This window comes from Jeotgalicoccus sp. WY2, assembly GCF_018437745.1.
GTDB classification, from domain to species: Bacteria; Bacillota; Bacilli; order Staphylococcales; family Salinicoccaceae; genus Jeotgalicoccus; species Jeotgalicoccus psychrophilus.
This window is the reverse complement of the sequence record NZ_CP049818.1, coordinates 1,908,892-1,930,511: the sequence shown is the minus strand read 5'-3', so window position 1 is coordinate 1,930,511 and position 21,620 is coordinate 1,908,892. Positions and strand designations below refer to the sequence as shown.

The window sequence follows — 21,620 nt, the reverse complement described above, 5'->3', positions numbered from 1 at the left end:
TTTCATTCAATAGTTTGTAAAGCACCTTGTATATTAAGTATAATAGTGAATACAATCATACATCCAACAAACCCTTCACGATTTTGCACACATTTTAATTATTTGTATAAAATAATGATAGAAGGTAGGTAACCATGAGAAAACAAGATCTATATCTCGATAGTCGCATTGTCAGAACTAGGAAATCATTAAAAAATTCTTTATTAATACTTATTATGGAAAAGAATTTTAAAGATATAACTGTCACAGATATTGTGAAATCATCAAATATAACAAGGGGTTCATTCTATAATCATTACACCAATAAAAATGAACTTCTTGAAAGTTTATTTTCTGATGTTTTAGAAAATCTGATTTACGCATACAGAAAACCTTTTCTGGACAACAGACCTTTTGTTTTAAGTAAACTCCCATCTTCTGAGGTCATCTTATTCAATAACGTTTATAAGCATTCCAATTTCTATTCAATTATTTTAAACTCTGATGTATCTGCAGAGTTTAAAGAAAAAATTTATATATCATTTAAGAAAATAAATGAGAAAGAGTTAAGAGTAGAAAATGATAAGATAGAAAGTGATTTAATAGCAAGTTACATTTCTTATGCTATTGTCGGTTTAGTATCTCAATGGGTCATGGACGGATATCAGCAGAGTCCTGAATTTATGAACTCACAATTAATAGAATTGATGAGAATTTCACCCAATAAAACATTCCATACAAGAGTCCCTAATTATAAGTACTAAACAAAATTTAATTTATTTAAAGACATAAAAAAACTGCGTAAGCTTATTACTTACGCAGTTTTTGTTATTCCATTGTTTTCAAAACATCATACAAATGTTCTTTAAATAACTCTCTGTTTACTTTTTCACAAACTCTGACATTCGGTTCTTTGCCTAACCGTCCATTGATATCAACGAGACTGTAACCACGTGTCAGTTCTCCTTTTGTTTCCACATCTACATAATACTTGTTCGATTGAGCCATAATCTTTTCATCCGCTGCGATTGCAACCAGCAGCGTATCAGGATGCGTCGTTCCATTCAGTTTATGTACTTCTTTATTAAATTTCTTCACTACTTTGTTCACGTCTTTAAAGAACTGTGAACCTGCGGTACCGAAACTTTCAATCTCAGTATGCTCTTCATCGAACATCAGAGAATAATCCGTACACATATCCCAGCCGACCATAGTCATTTCAATACCTGACTGCAGCACTAATTTAGCAGCTTCAGGATCAATGTAAAAGTTATACTCAGCAGCCGGCACGATATTACCCAGTGCATTATTCGTCCCGCCCATAATATACAGATGATCAATCTTCTCAGTAATACCCGGATCCTTTTTAATCGCCATAGCAATATTAGTTAAAGGTGCAATCGCAAGAAGCGACACTTCACCGGGATTATCGTTAATAGTATCGATGATAAAATCAATCGCATGCGTCGATTCGGCAGAACGCTCAGGTTTAGGGAAGAAAGAATCACCCATACCATCGCTGCCGTGCACATCCTCAACAGTCGTATGTTCCTGCTCAGTCTTACCAAAAATCGGTCCGCTGTATCCAGGATAAACAGGAATATCAGTCTTACCAGCAACCTGAGTCGTATATAACGCATTATCAATCTGCTGGTTGAAATCAACATTACCACCGGTGATTGTAATGCCCAATACATCGAAATTATGTAAAGCTGTTAGAATTGCTATCGTGTCATCGCCTGCAGTGTCAGTGTCTATGATTATTTTTTTCAATATAATTACCTCATTTATAATTTTTATGGTCAGCTTACTTATCTATCTATTGTATAACAAAGAATTCTAAATTTTTCTATTTTAATGTACAGTAAGGTTATATTATTTTATTTAAAGGAAGTGTTTCTATGGAAGGCAACGTTAGATATATAAGTGAATATCTGCGAGGTGCAACGAAATTAATAATTCCAGTCTATCAAAGAAACTATGACTGGAAAAAAGAACTGTAAAATGTCTCGCCATGATAGCCCTCCGTACAGATAGTTTATTTAAGTATAAACAAGATAATCTTTAAGGCATAGAAAAACCCGAATAAGAGACGCTTTTTATAAGCTGTTTCTTATTCGGGTTACAGTGCATTCCTCTATTGAACACCTTTTTCGTATACCAGTCACTTTACAGAGATAACAGTAATATTGCATACCCCAGCATTCCTGAAAAAAAGGCCGGAAAACTGCTTTCCCTCTCTTCAGGCAGTTCCTCCTTCATTACATTCAGTATGACACCGCCTGCTATAAAGGCCGATAGGACTGAAATGACAAGTATATTGACTTCTGTAAAAGCGGCGATTATCCAGCCAATCGTAATCGATACAGCGAGCACCCACCGGCCGTAGCGGTCATAGTCTTCTTTATGAGTCGCACGCAGTCCTTTATCATTTGTTACAAAATGAATGCCCATCGCAATGAAGTACAGCAGCATCCCCCATTTCGATTGGTACTCTCCCTGCAGGAGCAGGTATCCAATAATTGCATTATAGAGCGCGAAAGAGCCAATGTGGACCCAGAAAATTAAATGATGCTTTATATGCCCCTGATTCTCCACCATGTCTTTTCGAGATTTTTGCAAGCTGTTCCAAACCATAAAAAATGACAAGCCCAACAGAGCAATGATATAGATATGACTTTCCAGAAACTGCAACCTGTAACCGTCAAGTAGAATTCAACACTTGGGGGTGCGGACAAAATCTTTGCCTTCTTTGGATAATATACTGTCAATTGAACTCACTGTATTTCTCTTCTTTTTCTACTACACTCTTTTTATCGAGTGTGTGGGTGTATTTTGTTTACGCATCCGTTAATATCAAATTCGAAACGAATTGCAACACGACCGCAGGTACACGAAGTGCTTGGTGTTGCAATTTGTGAAGGTTTTGATAGGATGCACAAGTAAACAAATACATCTGCATACGAGTAAGAGTGAGGGAACTGAACGAAAAAAAGAAACGGTAATCTGCAAACGTTACTGCAGATTACCGTTTCCTCAATGTTGATGTAAATACAAATTAGATCTAATGTGTACAAAATTATAGACCGCTCATCTAGCGGTCTATTGTTTTAGAAAAAATGTGTTTCCTTTAAAGATATGTGGCTATTATCGCCTAGTATAATATGGTCTAAAAAGACTACACCTACGATTTCTCCTACTTCTTTCAATCTCTTTGTAACTTCAATGTCCTCGTTAGAGGGTGTCGGATCTCCACTGGGATGTGAATGTGCGACAATGACTGCTGATGCTGAACATTTCAATGCTCTACTATATAAACACTTCGGGTCTACAATACAAGTATTTGTTGAGCCTTTGAAAACCATTTCTGTATGGATAATTCTTTTTTTGTATTAAGGAATATCGCATGAAATTCTTCTTGTTCATTTCCTATGAATTTTGGTTTTAAAAAGTCATAAGCTTCTTTGGGACTTCTGATTTCTTTAATATCTTCTTTAGTATTATATTCGAGAATTGTTTCATGAACAGCAATTAATTTTTCTTTATCTCTTCTTGTGAAATTTTCATTGTTTATGAAAAATAATATGTTCAACACTTCTTTTAGTTCCATTGTTTCAACATACGCCTGGGCTTTCTTGGATAATAACGAATAAATTTTGTGCATATTTAACAGCTCCTATTTTTTCTACTACACTCTTTTAATCGAGTGTGTGAATGTAATTTGTTTACGCATCCGCCAAGATCAAATCCGAAGCTGATTGCAACACTACCGCAGGTACACGCAGTGCTTGGTGTTGCAATTAGTGAAGTATTTGATAGGATGCACAAGTAAACAAATGCATCTACACACGAGTAAGAGTGAAGGAACTGAATGGATAAAAGAAACGGAATATGTCAGATTTAGATCTGACATATTCCGTTTCTCCAATGCATTTCATTTATATTAATAAAAAAAGCCCTATCCATACTGATAGGGCAAAGTCATCCTCCCGAGATAACTTTGTAAACAAAATAACTCATAAAATGGAGTTAACTTAAATTATATCTGTATTACATGAATAAGTAATCAACTTCTATTATTTCATATATAGGAATTGATTACTCTTGCTAATTATAATCAATTTAGAGCTTTAGACTATGACTTCTAGCCTTCACTCTAATGATACTTTAAATCTATTTGACCAGTAGAGATACGTCAATATTTTATAAAACGTCTTAAATTCACTTTCTCATCATTAGATTTCATGAGAACTATATTAATATTACCTTTGATGAGAATAAAGACAATATCAGAATGAAATACAGAAGAGTATTGTTTGAAGAAAGTATTTCATTATTAACAATTATCGACCACTTGAATTATTAATATTAAGTTAACTCAATTTCTTTCACTTTTTAAGCGGGCCGGCAGCTTTCACCTTAATCCTAGTTGCATTGCCTGGTAAATAAGCTAATGGAACGTCTTCAAAACTAATAATTTCTGTTTTGTTTTCATCTGCTCCTGCCTCTACAGCTTCTCTAATAGCTATTTTCTTAATCTCTTCCAAGGTTTCTTCTCTTTTTCCAGGATCAATACTGTAAATTTTCTCTACTTCACCACTTATATCTGAGATAGCTGAACCTATCGCATTCGCTACCCCGCCATTGTCTGGAACTACAACCTCACTAGTGCCTTCTAGGTCACCTTTAATTAAGGAGCTTCCACCACCAACGAGGACTACAGGTACATCTTCTGCACTAGTTTTCATTCTTTCAATTGAGCGTTCAATCATTTTTAAGATCTCGTTATAAATATTATCTATTAGTTGTGAATCTATATCGGAAACTAGCGTTCTATCTCCGAGCTCTAATATACCTTTAGCGACCGCAATATCTGTAACCGTTAATGTATCTCCACCAAAAATCTTTGCTTTTTCAGGTAACAAATATCCCACACTATCAGGACCTATTTTGAATTCATCCTTTTCTATACGAACAATCGTTCCACCGCCAAGTCCTAAGGAATAAATATCTGGCATTCTAAAGTTTGTTTGAACACCACCAAGTTCAACAGATAATGAAGACTCGCGTGGGAAACCATTATTTAAAACGCCAATATCAGTAGTAGTTCCTCCTACATCTACAATAATTGCATTTTGAAAATCAGAAAGGAAACTTGCACCACGTAAACTATTGGTAGGGCCGCAAGCGACCGTTAAAATAGGATATTTTAAAGTGTAATCTTTAGACATTAGCGTCCCATCATTTTGACAAAAGTATACATTTGCATTAATTTCATTTAGCTCTAAAGCTTTTTCGAAACCATAAATAGTTTTTCTTGCGACATCAATAATAGACGCATTCAACACTGTAGCATTCTCTCTTTCTAATAGCCCGATGCTACCAATTTCTGATGATAATGAGAACGACACATCATCACCCATAACGGCTCTGAATATCTCTCTCGCTCTTACTTCATGTTCATTATTTACAGGTGAGAAAATTGATGTTATTGCTACAGAGGATACTTTACCTTTTAGCTCTTCTGCTATTTCCTTTAATTCATCTTCATCCAATTCACTAATTAAATCCCCATTAAATTCATGTCCCCCACGTACTTGATAAGTATTTTTACCTATTACTTCTAGTAAATCATCAGGCATACTGTAAAGAGGTTCTACTGCTGTTCCTGCAGGCGCTCCTGTACGTACTACACCTACACTGTTTAATCCTTTTCGAGTTACAATTGCATTGGTACATTGAGTTGTTCCTAGCATTGCATGAGTAATTTTGGATTTATCAAAATCAATGTCATCTAGTAACATTTTAATTACATTTCTGATACCTGTCTCTATATCATCTGTTGTTGGGGACTTAAACGAAGTAATAACATTCATCTCATCGTCCAGTATGGCTCCGTCTGTATTAGTACCCCAACGTCAATCCCTAATTTATAAGTCATAACAATCTCTCCTTTACTAATTTTTAATTTAGTTCTTCAATTGGTGTATATTCATGTTCGTAACCGAAGTATTTAGGTCCCACGGTTTCTATACCACGTGGGGTACGCCACTTCGGATCTGCTGGCATACCAAGAATTACTACTCTCATGCCGTATTTTAATCCTTCAGTAGTAATAGGCATTCCTGTTTCAGCATCTAAAACAGTTATTAGATCTGGGGTTATACATTTAGGATTACCATCTACTAAACAAATTAAGTTCTCATTTTGAAATTCCAGACTTGCGGTAAATCCTTTATTCTCGTTTAGACCATCAAATTTGGCACTTCCTTTAACAAATCCACCATCTGTCTTTCTTTCAATATCTGTGATTTTTCCATTAAATAAGATGTATCCCTTGAGTTTTACTTTGAGGTCTTCGATAGGATTTTTGGAGTTTAGTATGATGTGGCCTAGCTCCTCTTCTAGAGTTAAAGAGTTTAGAATTGATGACTCTTTAACTTGAGCACCAGTCATAGGATAAATTGCATTTAACAGTGACCCGCCCATGGTCATCGTTGCATTTCTAGCTATCTTTTCAGTCCACATACCATCAACTGCATTGAGAACTATTGAGTTTTTCTTTTCATCTGCTAATACCATTGGTGAAGCATTTATATCATCCAAATAAAATGTTACCATCTGTAACTCTGGAAAGGCTCTGCCCATACCATCTGCATCTACGACAGGTAAGCCTGTCTGTGCAGCCAGTGCTAAAGGTAACAAGGAATTTACCCCGCCAGCTTCAATCGGCATAGTTGCGGTAATTTTTTTTCCTAAATACTCTTCAAGGGCACTAAATGCTGCTAAGGATTCATCCCCACTAGGTACTTTTTCTACCATCACTGTTGGTGCTCCCATCATCGCTGAAGGAACGACTAAATCATCGTCATTTAGTTCATCTGCTGAAATTAATTTAACAGGACCATATTTTTCTATTGCTTGCAGTGCCATGAGCTTACCGATGTAAGGATCTCCTCCCCCACCAGTACCTAAAAGTGCAGCGCCTATTGCCATATTCTCTATTTCTTCTTTACCTATTAATCTCATAGATTACACCTCATCCTTAAATAAATTTTCTACCGGAACATAATCGTAGTCATATCCAAAGTATTTCGGGCCAACGGTTTTAATACCTGTTTCAGTTCTCCACCGAGAGTCCGCTTTACTCACAATTACACTACATCTCATTCCGAATCTTAAATTTTCTGTAGTAACTGGAATACCTGTTTCATTATCTACCAGTGTAATTAAATCTGGGGTTGTGCATCTAACCTCTTCATTAATCAAGCAAATTAAGTTCTCATTTTGGAATTCAATGACACAATGTGATTCACTATCTTCTAAACTGAGTAAACTAGCTCTTCCCCTAACAAAACCCCCAACAGTTTTTCTTTCAACGTCTATAATTTTTCCGGTAAATAAACAAGACATACCAAAATCTTTTACTAGATGAGCAATGGGATTCTTAAAGTTTTTAATCACTTTCCCAAACTCTCTTGCTAGTGAAACTGTGTTAGGAACTGCATGTCGCTTTAATTCTAGTGCATCGAGTAAATAAACACCATTCATCAATGAACCACCTAAAGTGTCAACTAATGATCTGGAGATTTTCTCAGTCCATTTTAACTCTTCGGTTGTGACTACAAATGAATTTCCTTTTTCATCAGCAAATATAGATGGAGTATTAGATATTCCTGCGATAGAAAAAGTATCCATTTGCATCTCAGGGAATGCTCTACCCATACCGTCAGCATCAACAACTGGTATACCTTTCATAGCTGCAATGACAAATGGAATCATAGAATTAACACCACCTATCTCAGAAGGTACTATAGCATCAATTTTATATCCATAATACTTTTCGTACTCTGTGTATACATTTTCAAGGCTTTCAAAATTCGGGATTTTTTCAACGCCTACCGTAGGAGCCCCAACCATACAAAATGTAGCGGCTTTTTCATTCACACCCAATTCATCAATACTAATTAACTCTACTCCTCCGTACTTTTCAATAGCAGATAGAGCCATTAATTTACCAACCAAAGGATCACCACCACCACCGGTTCCAAGTAAAGAAGCCCCAAGAGCTATATACTCAATATCAGACTCATTCATTGATTCCATAGTTATTATCCTCTCTTATCAAGATTAAATTTACTGACAATAAATTGTAAAATAAATGCTACTAAAAATGCATCCATGGCAGGTGCATTCGTTAACGTAAGAAGCCCGAAACCTAGAGGTTGAGCTGAAGTCATAAATGCTATCAAAATAGCTATCCCCCAAATTACTAAACTTGGTATATTTAAATTGATAATTGTATCTATTTTATTAAAGTCATAACGGTATTTTCTTAAAAAGAAATCTGCAACATACAGCCCACCTACTGGAGGAATCATGATACTTAGAATATTTAAAAAAGTAATGAAATTATCATAAATTCCCAATACTGCTAGAGTAGTACCGATTACCCCTGCAAAAATTGTAATTATGTATTTTGGTATTGATTTAAATACTACCGAGAAACCAAGGGCGGATGAATATAGGTTGGTATTGTTTGTTGTCCATTGAGCTAAAATTAATACGAGCATTGCTCCAGTTCCCCATCCAATTCCAATCATTATAGCGACTACGTCGGCCTCACTCGTTGCTTTAGCAAGTAGTACAGCTAATATTAAAACAACAGCATAACCTAAGAAGTAACTTAAGAATGAGGCAATGATAGTATCCTTAGAAGATTTAGAGTATCTTGAGAAATCTGGCGCAATAATTACTCCTATTGCCAATGATCCTATGACAAGTGAGATTCCTCCACCCATCGTAATAGGGTCCATAGTCAGTGCTGCATTATTCAGTTCATTTAAGTTATAATTTTTTAATACCACATAGCCAGAGCCTATCAATAGGACACCTAATAGTGGTGTAGCAACTATACTCAGCTTTTCTAATCCTTTATATCCAATCATCGAAGTGATTGTCATCAAAGCACCACCGAAAATCATCAACCAAGTTCTGCTGATCTCAATACCAAAAACATCTACAAATACGTTATATAAGCTGGATCCAAACAAATCTAGTTGTACTCCGAACCATCCAAATAAAGAGATAGCTATAACAATAGATACAATAAAAGAACCGAATCTACCTAAAGTAAATGAAGATATCATGGCAACAGATAATCCAGTCTTGTTTCCCACTATTCCGCAAAGAGCATTGAGTATTGCAAGTAAGAAACAACCTACTCCTGCGGTAATCAGAGCCTGTGTAAGGCTCATACCACTCCCTAATGCACCCCCAAGTGCTGTAGCCGCTAGCGCTACAATACCTGCAATCCAAATCATAGTTAGATAGAACCAACTTTTACGTTCTTCTCGTGGTACGGGTTTAATCTCATAATCTTCTATTAATTTTTTTGTTCTCTAATTTCCATATTAATCCTCCTCATTACCTAAGATAGCTCCATAAGCATATGACATTAGTTGTTGTGCATTTTTAACTTCAGTTTCTATTTTTTCGCGTGAGTACAGATTGGTACTCCAAAAAACTCCGTTACCTATAAGTAAAAAATAATCTAAAACTTGCTTTAATTTCTTGCCGTCATCAGTCTTATGTATTGTGGCCAAGCTATTCAACAGATTATTGTATAACCATGAGTTGTAATGCTCCAAGTAGTCTGAAACCTTATTTTTAACATCGTCATCACTACTTTCTAGAAGTTCCAAATATACTTTCCTTTCATCAGAATTTTCAAAATGATGTATAGCAATTCTCTCTAATAACGAGTTCATAGAAATCAAAGGAGAAAGGTCTTTATTTTTATCATAGGTTTCTTTCATTGCTTGAAAATGATTTTTAAGCACTCTATCCAAAACACTTAACATCACTGCCTGTTTGTTATTAAAAAAATAATAGATAGAAGCACTTTTAATATCACTATCATCGGCTATTTTTTTCATCGTTGCTCCATTGTGTCCATATAAAGCTATATTTTTAATTGCTGCATCAATAATTTTATCTTTTGTATCCATTTTTTCACCACCTAATGATTAATAGGTAGATTAACACAAATATTCTGTCTTGTAAATATATTCTGATAATTTAAAGGAGGAAAATAATATTGGTTTATAATCGCTGAAGATCTTAATAAATATTCGACTAACTTAAAGTACTTTACTTATTGCTACTAAGAAATGAATGTTTCGGGTCAAATCGTTCATTTCAAGGAGAGATTTTAGTATTATCTGACATTATAAAAAATTATTATTTTTATAAAAGGAGCGAGAATCTAATTGAGATTCTCGCTCCTTTTATTTTAGGTATTATGAATATGCAGTAAATGAATCGTCTACACTTGATTGGACAACTCCCATGAGGGAGGTTACTGTTAAATCAATGAAAGTAGACGATTTTATTATGACAAGAACGAGAAGAACATTTACCCCTGAATTTAAACTACAAATGGTTCGACTATTTGAAAATGGTAAGTCAAAAGCTGAAATTGTACGGGAGTATGATCTCACAGCTTCAGCTTTAGATAAATGGGTTAAAAATCATCAGAACACGGGCTCATTTAATCATATCGATAATTTATCTGAAGAAGAGTCAAAAGTAGAAGATCCTTTAAAAGAAATAGCAGCACTTTATTTTATTGAGATTAGGAAATTAGATGGGTCTGATGAAAATATAGCATATAACAATGGTTTGCAAGTTGAAATAAAAAAAGCGTACTATAGCTTTAGCTCCAGTACGCTTTTTATGAGAATAGACAATATCTTATAGACTATTTGCCATAAGCTCTGCTTGTTCTACCACATTTTCTACCGCAAGTTTTTGTAAATCAGGTGGGTATCCATATTTCTTTAATAGTTTTCTCACTGTAACTCTCATTTTGGCTTGAGCATTTTCTCTTATGTGCCAATCAATACTCATATTTTCTTTTACTGCCTTAGTTAATTCATGAGCAATTGCTCTTAATTCTTTATCACCCAGAACTTGTTTCGCTGTATCGTGAGATGCTAAGGCATCATAAAATGCTATTTCATCAGCATTTAAACCTAGTGCTTCTCCTTTTTTTAGCTTTATCAATATTTTTTGCTATATCTATTAACTCTTCTATCACTTTTGATGAATCGATAGAACGTTTATTATACTGGTTAATTGCTCTATCAAGCATCTCAGAGAATTTTTTCGACTGTGTCGCATTGGTCCGCATTAAAGATTTCACTTTACCTTTTAGCAGACGATCCAGTAAGGCCACCGCAACATTTTCTGTGGCAAGGCTTGAACGTCTTCTAAAAACTTATCTGAAAGAATCGAAATATCAGGATTCTCTAATCCTAATGTTTTATAGATATCCACGACTTCATCCGTCACGACTGATTTTGAAACTAATTGGTTCAGTTCTGCTTCAATTTCAGCAGATGTCTTTGTTCTCTTACCCCCTGGGCTTGGTGGAGCGATTAGTTTTAGTACACCTGACTTAACAGATTTAAAGAATGCTATTTCACTGTTCAGTTCTTGTGCTTCTGCTTCAGTTGCACAGAGTGCGTATGCTTTAGCTAGCTCAGTCACTGTATTGATAAATAATTTCTTGTCACTCTCTTCGAGTGCCAGTACATAGTTTACTGTATTATTGAATGCAGCATAACGTTCGCTACGATTCTCAGACTCATATCCTGCATAATCGTGTTCGTATAATAAGTCCTGTAAAATATCATACTTGGTCAGCATCAATTCTATCGCTACTTCTGTATCAATACCTGTTTGGTCTCGGTCGTCAGCAGTACTCTTTTAATGCTTCTTTCAGGCTATCTGCGATGCCGATATAATCTACGATTAAGCCACCTGGTTTATCCCTGAACACTCTGTTCACTCTGGCAATCGCCTGCATGAGGTTATGCCCTTGCATCGGTTTATCAATATACATTGTATGGAGTGACGGAACATCAAAACCAGTCAACCACATATCACGAACAATGACTAATTTAAGTTCATCATTTTCATCTTTCATCCTTTTCTCCAGTGTCACTCTACGCTGTTTTGGACCAATATGTCTTTGGAAATTTTCAGGATCACTCGATTGACCCGTCATCACCACTTTTATGACCCCTTTGTTATCATCATCCGAATGCCACTCCGGTTTTTGCCGGACAATTTCATCATACAATTCGACAGCGATCCGTCTGCTCATCGCTACAATCATGCCTTTACCTTCTATCGCTTTCTGTCGTGTTTCAAAATGCTCGATAATGTCTTTAGCTAACGTTTCAATTCTTGGTTTAGAACCAGCTAGTGCTTCAACACGGGACCATTTAGACTTCAATCGGTCTTTTACATTGTCTTCTTGTCCTTCGGTAATATCTGCATAAGCATCGTCGATTTTAACGTCATCGGGCATATTTAAAGGGATAATGCGGCTCTCATAATTATTTTAACTGTAGAACCATCTTTGACTGATTGTGTCATATCGTAGATATCAATGTAATCTCCAAATACTTTTTCTGTATTTTTATCAGTCGAGACCACAGGAGTCCCTGTAAATCCAACAAATGATGCATTAGGTAATGCGTCTCTTAAATACTTGGCATATCCATATTGATATCTTCACCTTCCGTACCGATTTTTGCACTAAAGCCATATTGAGTCCGATGCGCCTCGTCTGCCATCACAACAATATTCTTCCGATTAGATAAAGTACGCATGTACGCCTCACCTTCTTCAGGTGCAAATTTCTGCATTGTCGTAAATATAATGCCTCCGGATTCCACAGATAACAAGTCAATCAAATTTTTCGTACTTTCTGCTTGTTTTGGTGATTGTCGCAGTAATCCTTTTCCGCGTCGGCCTTTAGAATCTGAGAACGTTCCAAATAACTGATTATCCAGGTCATTTCTATCTGTCAGTACGACTATTGTGGGGTTATTCATCTCTTGAATGAGTTTTCCACTAAAGAAGACCATCGTTAGACTTTTACCTGAACCTTGAGTATGCCAAATTACTCCCGCTTTACCGTCACCTTCATCTGACGAGGCTTTAAGCGTGCTTTCTACTGCTTTATTTACTGCATAGTACTGGTGATATGCAGCAACTATCTTAGCGACTTTACCATCACCTTTATCTTGGAATAGAATAAAGTTTTTAAGCATATCTAATAAAACATGCTTATTTAACATTCTGAGATAAGCACTTCCAAACTCGGTATAGACAGCGTGGCTTCAGTCTCACCATCATTTGTTCGCCAATGCTAAAACGGTCTAATCAGCGGTTAATGAACCGACTTTAGTATTCAGTCCATCAGACGTCACTACAAAGGCATTGTGATTAAATAATTGCGGTACTTACTTTTATAAGTTTGAAGTTGATTAAATCCTTGATAAATCCCGACAGATTCATTGTCGCGTTTTTAAGTTCGATGACAACTAATGCTAGACCGTCACAAAAAGTACGATATCGGGAATTTTTTGAATGTTCCCTTATCTACGACCAATGTTTTACCGCTAAAAAGTATTATTCTCGGATTTTTAAAATCAAAGATGTTTACTAAATCGACCAGTGTCTCTCCGTCTTCATTGTAGTGCTCCACTTCAATTCCATTCGTCATATATTCATGAAACGTCCGATTATTTTCAATTAAGCTTGGAAACTGTTCAATAGAAATTAGGTGAATGGCTTGTTTAATTGCTCCATCAGCTACATCAGGATTAATTTTTCTTAATGCTGCGCCTAAGCGCTGATCTAAAATGACATCTTCGTAATTATCGCGTTCTGAAGCGACTCCTACATGACTGATATCATTACCATGCCTGACTTCATAATCCAACTGTTCAAACCACTCTAATGACAACTGTTCTAAATCATCTTCATTGAAGAAGCTTTGCATGTTCATCTACCTCCAAATCATCTGGGAGTTCAATTTCTCCTGACATTAGTTTAGGGAGTAGCGTATCCCGTAATTCAATAAGATTTTTATTTTGTAATTGATATGAACGAATTGAATTAAATAAAGGTGATACAATCTCTTGGAACTTAGTAAGTGTTTTTATATCTGGAACCAATATTGGCATAGCTTTTATAATTTTTGAATTTACAGCGGTTGCTATAGATGATGTATTTCCTAGTTCATTGTAATTAAAATATTTTAGATACAAATAAGTATACTCATATGGCGGTGACTTATCAGTTTGTATGAAATGGGCTATCGCTTCATTCGTTGTTAAATCTGTATGAGCAATCTTCACCCTACCTATAGTTAGTTTAAAACTTAAAAGAATACTATTTTCAGGAGCAACTTTAACTCTGTATTCTTTAACTGCTTTGGGATTTAAATATTCTTTTGTGTCAAATAAATATGGTCCATCCTCTTTCATATCACTTATAGAAACCCATTTCTCCCCTTCATAATCACTGAAAAGATCTCTAAGTTTCCTAGGGGGAGTTTTACCTATGTTGATAGAAAAATGCTATCCGCTCTTGTTTTATCCACCCTATTGGTAATGAATCTATAAACTGTCCTTCCCCTGATTTATATGAGATATCTTTATCAGATGGAAACTCAAAGTCAACAAACCATCTTTTGAACAGCGTTTGGGATAGCTCTTCGAGGTTTGCTATAATCTTCTTATTTAGTTCTATTTTTATATCTATTCGTGATAGAATGCTTATTATGTTAACTTGATCATTAGAATCATGTATTTTTATTTTAATATTATCTAAGTGATTGCGGTTAAGAGTCGGTACGCTACTGCCAGACTGATAATTATTTAAATCCAAGGTTTTCAAGAAATAATATACATATTCAGGTTTATTATTATTGAAATCTTTTACATACAGAGTAGTATTCAGTGGCCAAAAATCTTGTTTAATATAGAAAACCTCTCCAATCAATCCACTTCTTCCCGTTATAACACCAGGACCTTGTACTTTAACATCATTATGATTTCCAGTAATTCCAGATGAAGAAACTATTGGAATAACTCCAGGAGTTCTTTTATTAGTTGGTAAATCATAACCTCTTTTTAATGTAATGAAATCTTTAAAGAGTATATCTCTCATCTTATAAGCCATAGCCTAATCCCTCCAAAGATTTACGAATATCATCCTCAAGTTCTTTGGATTTAACAAACTGTTCGCTCAATTCACCAGTAATACGTTCCATTTTCTGTTCAAATGGTTCAGAATCTTCTTCAACATCGGATAGACCAACATATCTACCAGGTGTTAGAATATATTCGTGGCTTCGAACCTCGTCTATTGATGCAACCTTGCAGAACCCCTTGACATCTTCATACTGGTCATCGCTTGTACCTCTCCAAGCATGGAAAGCACTCGCTACTTTTGTAATATCTTCATCTGAGAATTCTTTAAGAGTACGGGTAGCCATATAGCCGATATTTCTTGCATCGATAAACAATATTTCATTTTTCCGTTCGTTTTTACCATTCTTTTCTTTGTTTTTAGTAATAAACCATAAACAGACTGGAATTTGTGTAGAATAGAACATTTGTCCTGGTAAAGTAACGATACATTCTACTAAATCTTCTTCAATCAAATTTTTTCTAATTTCAAGTTCTGCAGTAGAGCTTGTGGACATCGATCCATTCGCTAATACAAAGCCAGCTGTACCCGTAGGTGCTAATTTAGAGACCATATGTTGTATCCACGCATAGTTTGCATTCCCTTTAGGTGGTAACCCATACTTCCAACGATAGTCATCCAGAACTCTTTCTTGACCCCAGTCACTTGAATTAAACGGAGGATTCGCAAGAATGTAATCTGCTTTTAATCCTTTATGCTGGTCGTAATGAAAAGTATCAGCATGTGTGTCACCTAGATTATTATCTATACCACGGATTGCTAAGTTCATTTTCGCTAACTTCCAAGTTGTTAAGTTATATTCTTGTCCGTAAATCGCTACATCACCAAGTTGGCCCTGATGATTTTCAATGAAACGTTCACTTTGTACAAACATGCCACCTGAACCACAGCATGGGTCATAGATTCTACCTTTATATGGCTCAATCATTTCAACTAACAATTTCACAATTGATGCAGGTGTGTAGAATTCCCCAGCGTTTTTACCTTCCGCACTCGCAAATTTCGCGATGAAATATTCGTAGACTCTGCCAAGAACGTCTTGTTTTTTACTTTCTGAGTCTCCCACTTTAAACGTGAAAATGTCAATAATCCCACCGAGTTTAGATTTATCCAATCCCGGTCGAGAGAAATCTTTTGGTAACACGCCTTTTAACGATTCATTTTCCTTTTCTATCGCAATCATTGCCTTGTCGATAATCTGACCGATTTCAGGTTTTTTAGAATTGCTGTTTATGTATGTCCAACGTGCTTCTTTTGGTACCCAGAATATATTTTCTGCCATATATCATCTTTATCTTCTTCATCAGCATATTCATCTTGTAGCAACTCTTCGTGCTTTTCTTCAAATGAGTCTGAAACATACTTCAGGAAGATGAGTCCCAGTACTACACTTTTGTATTCTGACGCATCCATGCTGCCGCGTAACTTATCTGCAGCTTGCCAGAGCTTTTCTTCAAATCCAATACTTGCCATAATGTATCGCTCCTATATAGTGATTTACCTCAATTCTATAATAGAAACTATGCAATTGTAAGAACTACCTCCTGATTGCGCATGTATCGTTTTATACTGAGGCTAAAACTAAATTAATTCTTAATTGACCTGTATAGTATATCTTGTCACTATTATTTTAAATTTAGCATTTTCATAATTATTTTGTACTATATCAGACGATAATTTGTACTTTAGTTAAAAAAACCCGGCTTATCTTCACACGAAGAAAGTCAGGTTTTCAAGTTTGATATGCAAGATAAAAATTAAAATATATGTAATTTATGTGTAGAAATGACATCAAGGTTTCTAGTAATCCTTAAAGGTATAATAAACGGTCGTTTATTGGAAAGTTATTAAGAAAAATAAAGTTTGTCACAAATAAAAAAATTGTTGGAATCTCCAACAACTTTTTATCATTCCCCTCGAGTAATCGAGAGAGAGTTTTGTTAATATAACGAATTAACCCTATGAGAACTATAACAAAAGTTATAGAGTCAGAAACGCAATCGAAGAAATTCTTAATGTTGTTTATCATAGGCACAACACCTCCCAGAAAACTAGCAAACACAACGTGATCCGTAGTCTTTCGTTTGCTTACACTTTTTCAAGCCCCGGGGGAATCAAATATAGTATATCATTTTTTTAAGTATTTGTTACTAAATTCATAAAACTGGCCATATGTTAGTTGGTTTTTAATAAATCTATTGTTCCTTTTATTGATTGCTATTACCACACGTAAAAATTCATGTTCAGTGAAATCATTTAAAAATAAAGAAAGTACTCCCTTATTTAATTTTTTACCTTTAGAACTTTTAGTAGTGAAGACATATGCTGTTTTAAACCGGGAGACTCTATTCAATCTAAGTATTTTTTTCTAATTTTTCAGAGACAAATACATTATCAAAGTTACTTTTATAGATATTCAGGCTCTCACTTTTGAAATTTTTTACCTTTTCAAATTTACAATTAATAAAATGACAATTAATAAATTCACTGTTTAGGAAATTTGATTTAGATAAATTCACATTATAAAACACAACATTTTTAAATATAGTATTTTTAAAATTACTATGTTTTAAATTGCATCCTATAAAATCTACATTATTTAATTTATATTTCCTAAAAATAATATAGGTAATATTAGAGTTGAAGAATCTAACATTTTCTATAGTTTTATTATAAGAAATAAATTTATACCTATTGCAGTTTCTATGATTTTATATTTCATTAGTTTATCTTCCTTTAGTTTAGACATTTATTGTTAACATTCCATTCCAATCGAGTCTCTATTTTTGAGTTATATGAATGAAAAAGAACTGTCAAGATTATTTTGACAAATGAAAAAATATAAAAGATAGTCTCAAACTAATATCTCGTCATATTATTAGTATTTCAGCTTCAAATCCTTCTCTATCAATCTTTTATTTCTGCTAAAAAGCCCAGTAAACTTTTAATTTCACTGGGTCTGTATTATATAATATTCAATATTCTCCATCATCTAAGTGTGTCCTTTAATATAAATACAAGGTATTTAATAAATTTCAGTAAATAATCAGCCTTCTAAAACTATTTATATATAAATTTGTCACTAGTCGCTTTCTATATCTCTAATTCATTTAAGTGTTTCTTTATCGTTTCGATAATTTCCGGTATTTCCTTTACTTCTCTTAAAGAATGATAAATTATTGTTCTAAAGTCATTTTCTTCAGTTTTATTTTTTAGGCTTTCTATTGAACATCTGTAATCATTAATAAAAATTCTCTGTGAATATAATAAGAAATAATAGTTTTCCAATACTCTTCTTGATTAAAATCAAATGCTTTTTGAAATTATCCTCTAAAATTTTAGATATTAGAATAAAATAGCTAAAAGGAATAAATGAACGAATGAAGGGGATGACTTGAAATGAAGATGACATATCAATAACACTCAGGGCTTGCCTTATATTACCAAAACAATTAAAAAGAAAACTTCACCATCTGTCATTTCTGTCACATTAGCATTATCAAAGTATTCTATTTTAGAATTTTGTATCCTGACTTCCCACTTATCTTTAACATTATCTCCATTAAATAAAGGGATTGTAGGCTGATTTTCGTTTAGATACCTAGCAATATCATTAGATTTTTTTATTTTTTGGTTGTATTCTCCCATACTTTCTATGCCTTTAAATAAACTTAAAAAAATTGTTTCTGACAATCGATAGAGTTCCTCAGAACTTAAATTTAATACTTCAGATAAGTGTCTTAATGGAAATACTAAAAGATTTCGTTTTAAATTTTCTATAATTGTAATATTGTTCTTCACAGTTTTTTTTATAACTTTATTCATTTTAGTTAAATAAACTGTATCATTTACCATGCTTATGGATTTTAAATAGTCGGGTAAAGGATCATCGAATACATGGTAATCTCCTAAAATAAAAAGCTTTTCTGGGAATAATCTTCAGTGTCAAAATCTGTAGCAGCAGTAAAGCAATGCACTTCTTTTTCTTTAAATAAATATTCAAACATAAGGTTCACTATATTTCTTTTCCCGTACCAGAAAATATTGATTTTATCAATCATCTCAGGTGAAATACTTTGTTCAGAGATTTCATCTAATTCTTTTAACAATTCAAGATATTCTTTTTGTGTTTGTGTCACTTCCTCTAATAAAATGTCTTGCATATTAAAGAACCTCCCACAAACTATCGGGTAAATTATATTGATCCTTAAGTAGTTTCAAGTGTTTATTCATAACCATTACACAGTCATTCGCTACACTAGGTAACTTTTGTAGATCATCAATATCAGGAATCACGTGATATAAATGCCCTGGAGCTGAACACTTTAATAAAGAACTCTCTCGTATAGCACCCCAAAGACCATGTTCATAATCCGAATCATAATCATAATAAAATTTCCAAAGTTTTCTTCATCAACTTCTTGAAATTTTTTTCTGATATTTCCTTTTCCAAAATAACTCGTATCAATATCTATAAACTCTTCCATCTTAAATTCTGATATTAATATTCAATAATATTATAATGAACATGAGAGTTTTCAATTTGCGGTTTTTCCTCATAGTAGCGTCCATGTAGCAGTTTAAAATTACCTATACCATAATCTTGAAATTCGCCCCAAATATCATCGTGCTCTTTTTCGTTTTTCAATAGATATTTAGTCATCATATAACTTTCAATTATTGATCTCGTTATAGTTCGTCCGGATATTGTATTTTCTAAATTGTGATCAACCAACTCTATCAATCTTTTATATGAATATGTTGTAATCCCAAGTAAAACAAGCATTTTATTGTCAAGAGGTCTTGTTTTTTAATAATTTTGTTAAGTAATTCAATATTTTATAAACATTATTTTTGTATTTCTTTAAGTCTATCTCGTCATTTTTATCGTTTTTATATAGAATACTTCACATTCTGTCAAAAGACTTTTTTTTCCAAAACTCTGTGACGAAATTTAAATTAACACCTACTTCATCTAGGCCGATATGAGCTAACGCAGCTTCTGATGACCTCACTATTGGTCTGTACATTTGCATGATCGGATTGTCATGAGATGTTTTATGGTAATTTAACATCGCTTCATCAATTGCACTTTCATGAAGTGTGTGGAAATTAAAAGATAACATTGCTTTGTATAAATTAAATATCTAATATCAGTGGACAAGTTACTCTGATGATCTGTTAATTTATCAATCATACTGTTTAAATCATCTATTCTCTTTTCAATTGATGAATTATGACCTTTAACTGCTTTTATAAATTCTTCTGACATATCTGAGTAAATTAAAGAAAGAGGTTCTAATGCTTTTACTACATTTAATTCACTTAATAAAGTGTAAAACTCATTCTGCTCAGAATCATCCATTTCAAATATTAAAGACATTTTAGGTAATGGAACTTATTATTCTTATCAGTTGTGTTTAAGTAATTTAAAATTTGTCTACACTTCTCTAATTGTTCTAATCTTTCACCATGGCTAATAATTAATCCTAACCAGATATACTCCGGAATACGCCCATAATACCAAGATTTTTCTTTTACCATTTCTGAAACAATAGTATTAATTGGAGTGATCAGTTTGCCTTTTTCAAATTTATGGTCAGACAATTTACTTCTTTCATACATTCAATCTCCTCCTAAGCAAAATAAATAATAAATTTTAAACACGGTCAAGATTCTAAACCATCGTAAATTTTCTTTAAAACATGTTTATGCTTTTTTTAAAAGGTTTTAACAAGTCATTTTAGAAAGTCTATTCTTCTTGTATTTTAATACCTTCGCTTCTCCCTCGTCGCCCTTCTTTGATACCTCTCCACTTCTTTAACATAATTTTTTAGTTCATACTTTTGACTTGCTTTGTTTTCATCTATTTTGTGGATATAGGTTATGCATGATTACTACTATGATTTTCTTAGGTCGGAAAACTCATTTTAAGCGTATCATATACGACCATTTTAGAGTCTAGATTAATTTTAGATGATACCTTGCATCTTCTTTAATTTTCATTTTACATGTATATAGTTTAAAATTACAGTGTCACTTTCGATGTTATTCTGCACTGATTTAGGTGATAACTTACACTATAGTTAAAAAGCCTAACTTATTTTTCATGGAGACAGCTGGATTTTAAAGTTAGTTATGTAAATTAACACTTAAAATACGTGCATTTTATCGCCAAAAATGACACAAGTATTCGACACTGCACCGTAGAAAAACTTCATATCCTTCTGACCAATACCTTATAAATACATTTTAATTTAATAATTCCACTAATAATCGTTCATTATAAGCAACCATACCCTCATTAATCAGAGGTTTTCCAATCTTTGCATGATCTTCCATGATCTTAGCAATACGCTCGTATTGTTCCGGCATAGTTGCGAAAGGTTGCCATTTTATCATCCCTCGCCCCTGAGGAATATTACTATTTAGTTGCTCTCTTGGTATTGCTTACGGCGTAAATGTTACCACCAAAATCGCACGCCTCGATACCACCTGAATCGAAGCATATGTCACCACTATCCTCATTCTGAGGTTTTTTTATGCCAGATTATCTTTAAAATGGT

Annotated in this window: 17 protein-coding genes and 4 pseudogenes; 2 read left to right on the top strand and 19 right to left on the bottom strand. The window is 33.9% G+C overall.

Translation table 11 applies throughout. The annotated features are described in order from the left end of the window. Nucleotides 1-134 precede the first annotated feature (134 nt). Nucleotides 135-743, top strand: a complete 609-nt coding sequence (locus G4D76_RS11155) for a TetR/AcrR family transcriptional regulator (protein WP_213809902.1) — start codon at nucleotides 135-137, stop codon at nucleotides 741-743. Nucleotides 744-807: 64 nt separating this feature from the next. Here G4D76_RS11155 and G4D76_RS11150 read toward each other — a convergent pair whose 3' ends face one another. The 9 genes and pseudogenes from G4D76_RS11150 to G4D76_RS11110 all read right to left on the bottom strand — a co-directional run bounded on the left by G4D76_RS11150 (nucleotide 808) and on the right by G4D76_RS11110 (nucleotide 9,989). Further along, a complete protein-coding gene (locus G4D76_RS11150; RefSeq protein WP_213809901.1) occupies nucleotides 808-1,752 on the bottom strand; it encodes a nucleoside hydrolase in 945 nt (314 codons plus the stop codon). Nucleotides 1,753-2,148: 396 nt separating this feature from the next. Then, the gene (locus tag G4D76_RS11145; protein ID WP_213809900.1) at nucleotides 2,149-2,616 is read right to left on the bottom strand and encodes a hypothetical protein; all 468 of its coding nucleotides are present in this window, start codon (nucleotides 2,614-2,616) and stop codon (nucleotides 2,149-2,151) included. Nucleotides 2,617-3,089: 473 nt separating this feature from the next. Continuing rightward, the gene (locus G4D76_RS17060) at nucleotides 3,090-3,344 is read right to left on the bottom strand and encodes a JAB domain-containing protein (protein WP_213809899.1); all 255 of its coding nucleotides are present in this window, start codon (nucleotides 3,342-3,344) and stop codon (nucleotides 3,090-3,092) included. Beyond that, complete coding sequence (locus G4D76_RS11135; RefSeq protein WP_213809898.1) at nucleotides 3,308-3,643, bottom strand: JAB domain-containing protein; 336 nt, start codon at nucleotides 3,641-3,643, stop codon at nucleotides 3,308-3,310. Before G4D76_RS11135 ends, G4D76_RS17060 begins: the two co-directional genes overlap by 37 nt. A gap of 724 nt (nucleotides 3,644-4,367) precedes the next feature. Next, nucleotides 4,368-5,920: pseudogene (locus tag G4D76_RS11130) on the bottom strand (hydantoinase/oxoprolinase N-terminal domain-containing protein). A gap of 23 nt (nucleotides 5,921-5,943) precedes the next feature. After that, entirely contained in the window at nucleotides 5,944-7,008 is a 1,065-nt protein-coding gene (locus G4D76_RS11125) for an S-methyl thiohydantoin desulfurase family protein (protein WP_213809897.1), read from the bottom strand. A gap of 3 nt (nucleotides 7,009-7,011) precedes the next feature. Then, nucleotides 7,012-8,085 (bottom strand): S-methyl thiohydantoin desulfurase family protein, encoded by a 1,074-nt coding sequence (locus G4D76_RS11120; protein ID WP_213809896.1) that lies wholly within the window; start codon nucleotides 8,083-8,085, stop codon nucleotides 7,012-7,014. A 5-nt stretch (nucleotides 8,086-8,090) separates the two neighbouring features. Beyond that, nucleotides 8,091-9,350 (bottom strand): purine-cytosine permease family protein, encoded by a 1,260-nt coding sequence (locus G4D76_RS11115; protein ID WP_256440579.1) that lies wholly within the window; start codon nucleotides 9,348-9,350, stop codon nucleotides 8,091-8,093. A 42-nt stretch (nucleotides 9,351-9,392) separates the two neighbouring features. Further along, the gene (locus tag G4D76_RS11110; protein ID WP_213809894.1) at nucleotides 9,393-9,989 is read right to left on the bottom strand and encodes a TetR/AcrR family transcriptional regulator; all 597 of its coding nucleotides are present in this window, start codon (nucleotides 9,987-9,989) and stop codon (nucleotides 9,393-9,395) included. A gap of 364 nt (nucleotides 9,990-10,353) precedes the next feature. Between G4D76_RS11110 and G4D76_RS11105 the strand changes: the two genes are divergently transcribed. Continuing rightward, a complete protein-coding gene (locus tag G4D76_RS11105; protein WP_250129953.1) occupies nucleotides 10,354-10,740 on the top strand; it encodes a transposase in 387 nt (128 codons plus the stop codon). On the opposite strand, the pseudogene G4D76_RS11100 reads toward G4D76_RS11105, so the two are convergent. The 10 genes and pseudogenes from G4D76_RS11100 to G4D76_RS17045 form a co-directional block, all read right to left on the bottom strand. After that, nucleotides 10,735-13,846: pseudogene (locus tag G4D76_RS11100) on the bottom strand (type I restriction endonuclease subunit R). The gene G4D76_RS11105 and the pseudogene G4D76_RS11100 sit on opposite strands and share 6 nt — an antisense overlap. Continuing rightward, the gene (locus G4D76_RS11090) at nucleotides 13,821-14,405 is read right to left on the bottom strand and encodes a restriction endonuclease subunit S (protein ID WP_250130325.1); all 585 of its coding nucleotides are present in this window, start codon (nucleotides 14,403-14,405) and stop codon (nucleotides 13,821-13,823) included. Before G4D76_RS11090 ends, G4D76_RS11100 begins: the two are co-directional and overlap by 26 nt. Next, on the bottom strand, nucleotides 14,398-15,024 hold the full coding sequence (locus G4D76_RS11085; protein ID WP_213809892.1) for a restriction endonuclease subunit S: 627 nt from the start codon (nucleotides 15,022-15,024) through the stop codon (nucleotides 14,398-14,400). The genes G4D76_RS11090 and G4D76_RS11085 overlap by 8 nt, the downstream gene beginning before the upstream one ends. After that, nucleotides 15,014-16,527: pseudogene (locus G4D76_RS11080) on the bottom strand (type I restriction-modification system subunit M). Before G4D76_RS11080 ends, G4D76_RS11085 begins: the two are co-directional and overlap by 11 nt. A gap of 881 nt (nucleotides 16,528-17,408) precedes the next feature. Beyond that, on the bottom strand, nucleotides 17,409-17,717 hold the full coding sequence (locus G4D76_RS17055) for a pentapeptide repeat-containing protein (protein ID WP_371814687.1): 309 nt from the start codon (nucleotides 17,715-17,717) through the stop codon (nucleotides 17,409-17,411). Between the two features lie 772 nt (nucleotides 17,718-18,489). Next, a complete protein-coding gene (locus G4D76_RS11070) occupies nucleotides 18,490-18,879 on the bottom strand; it encodes a hypothetical protein (RefSeq protein WP_213809891.1) in 390 nt (129 codons plus the stop codon). Nucleotides 18,880-18,962: 83 nt separating this feature from the next. Beyond that, the gene (locus G4D76_RS11065) at nucleotides 18,963-19,217 is read right to left on the bottom strand and encodes a hypothetical protein (protein WP_213809890.1); all 255 of its coding nucleotides are present in this window, start codon (nucleotides 19,215-19,217) and stop codon (nucleotides 18,963-18,965) included. A 338-nt stretch (nucleotides 19,218-19,555) separates the two neighbouring features. Then, entirely contained in the window at nucleotides 19,556-19,840 is a 285-nt protein-coding gene (locus tag G4D76_RS17050) for a DUF5677 domain-containing protein (RefSeq protein WP_371814480.1), read from the bottom strand. Between the two features lie 587 nt (nucleotides 19,841-20,427). Further along, nucleotides 20,428-20,679 carry a hypothetical protein gene (locus G4D76_RS11060; RefSeq protein ID WP_213809889.1) on the bottom strand — a complete coding sequence of 84 codons (252 nt, stop codon included), beginning with the start codon at nucleotides 20,677-20,679 and terminating at the stop codon, nucleotides 20,428-20,430. 725 nt (nucleotides 20,680-21,404) lie between these two features. Continuing rightward, nucleotides 21,405-21,501 (bottom strand): annotated as a pseudogene (locus G4D76_RS17045) (YolD-like family protein); the annotation flags it as partial. Nucleotides 21,502-21,620: the final 119 nt, after the last annotated feature.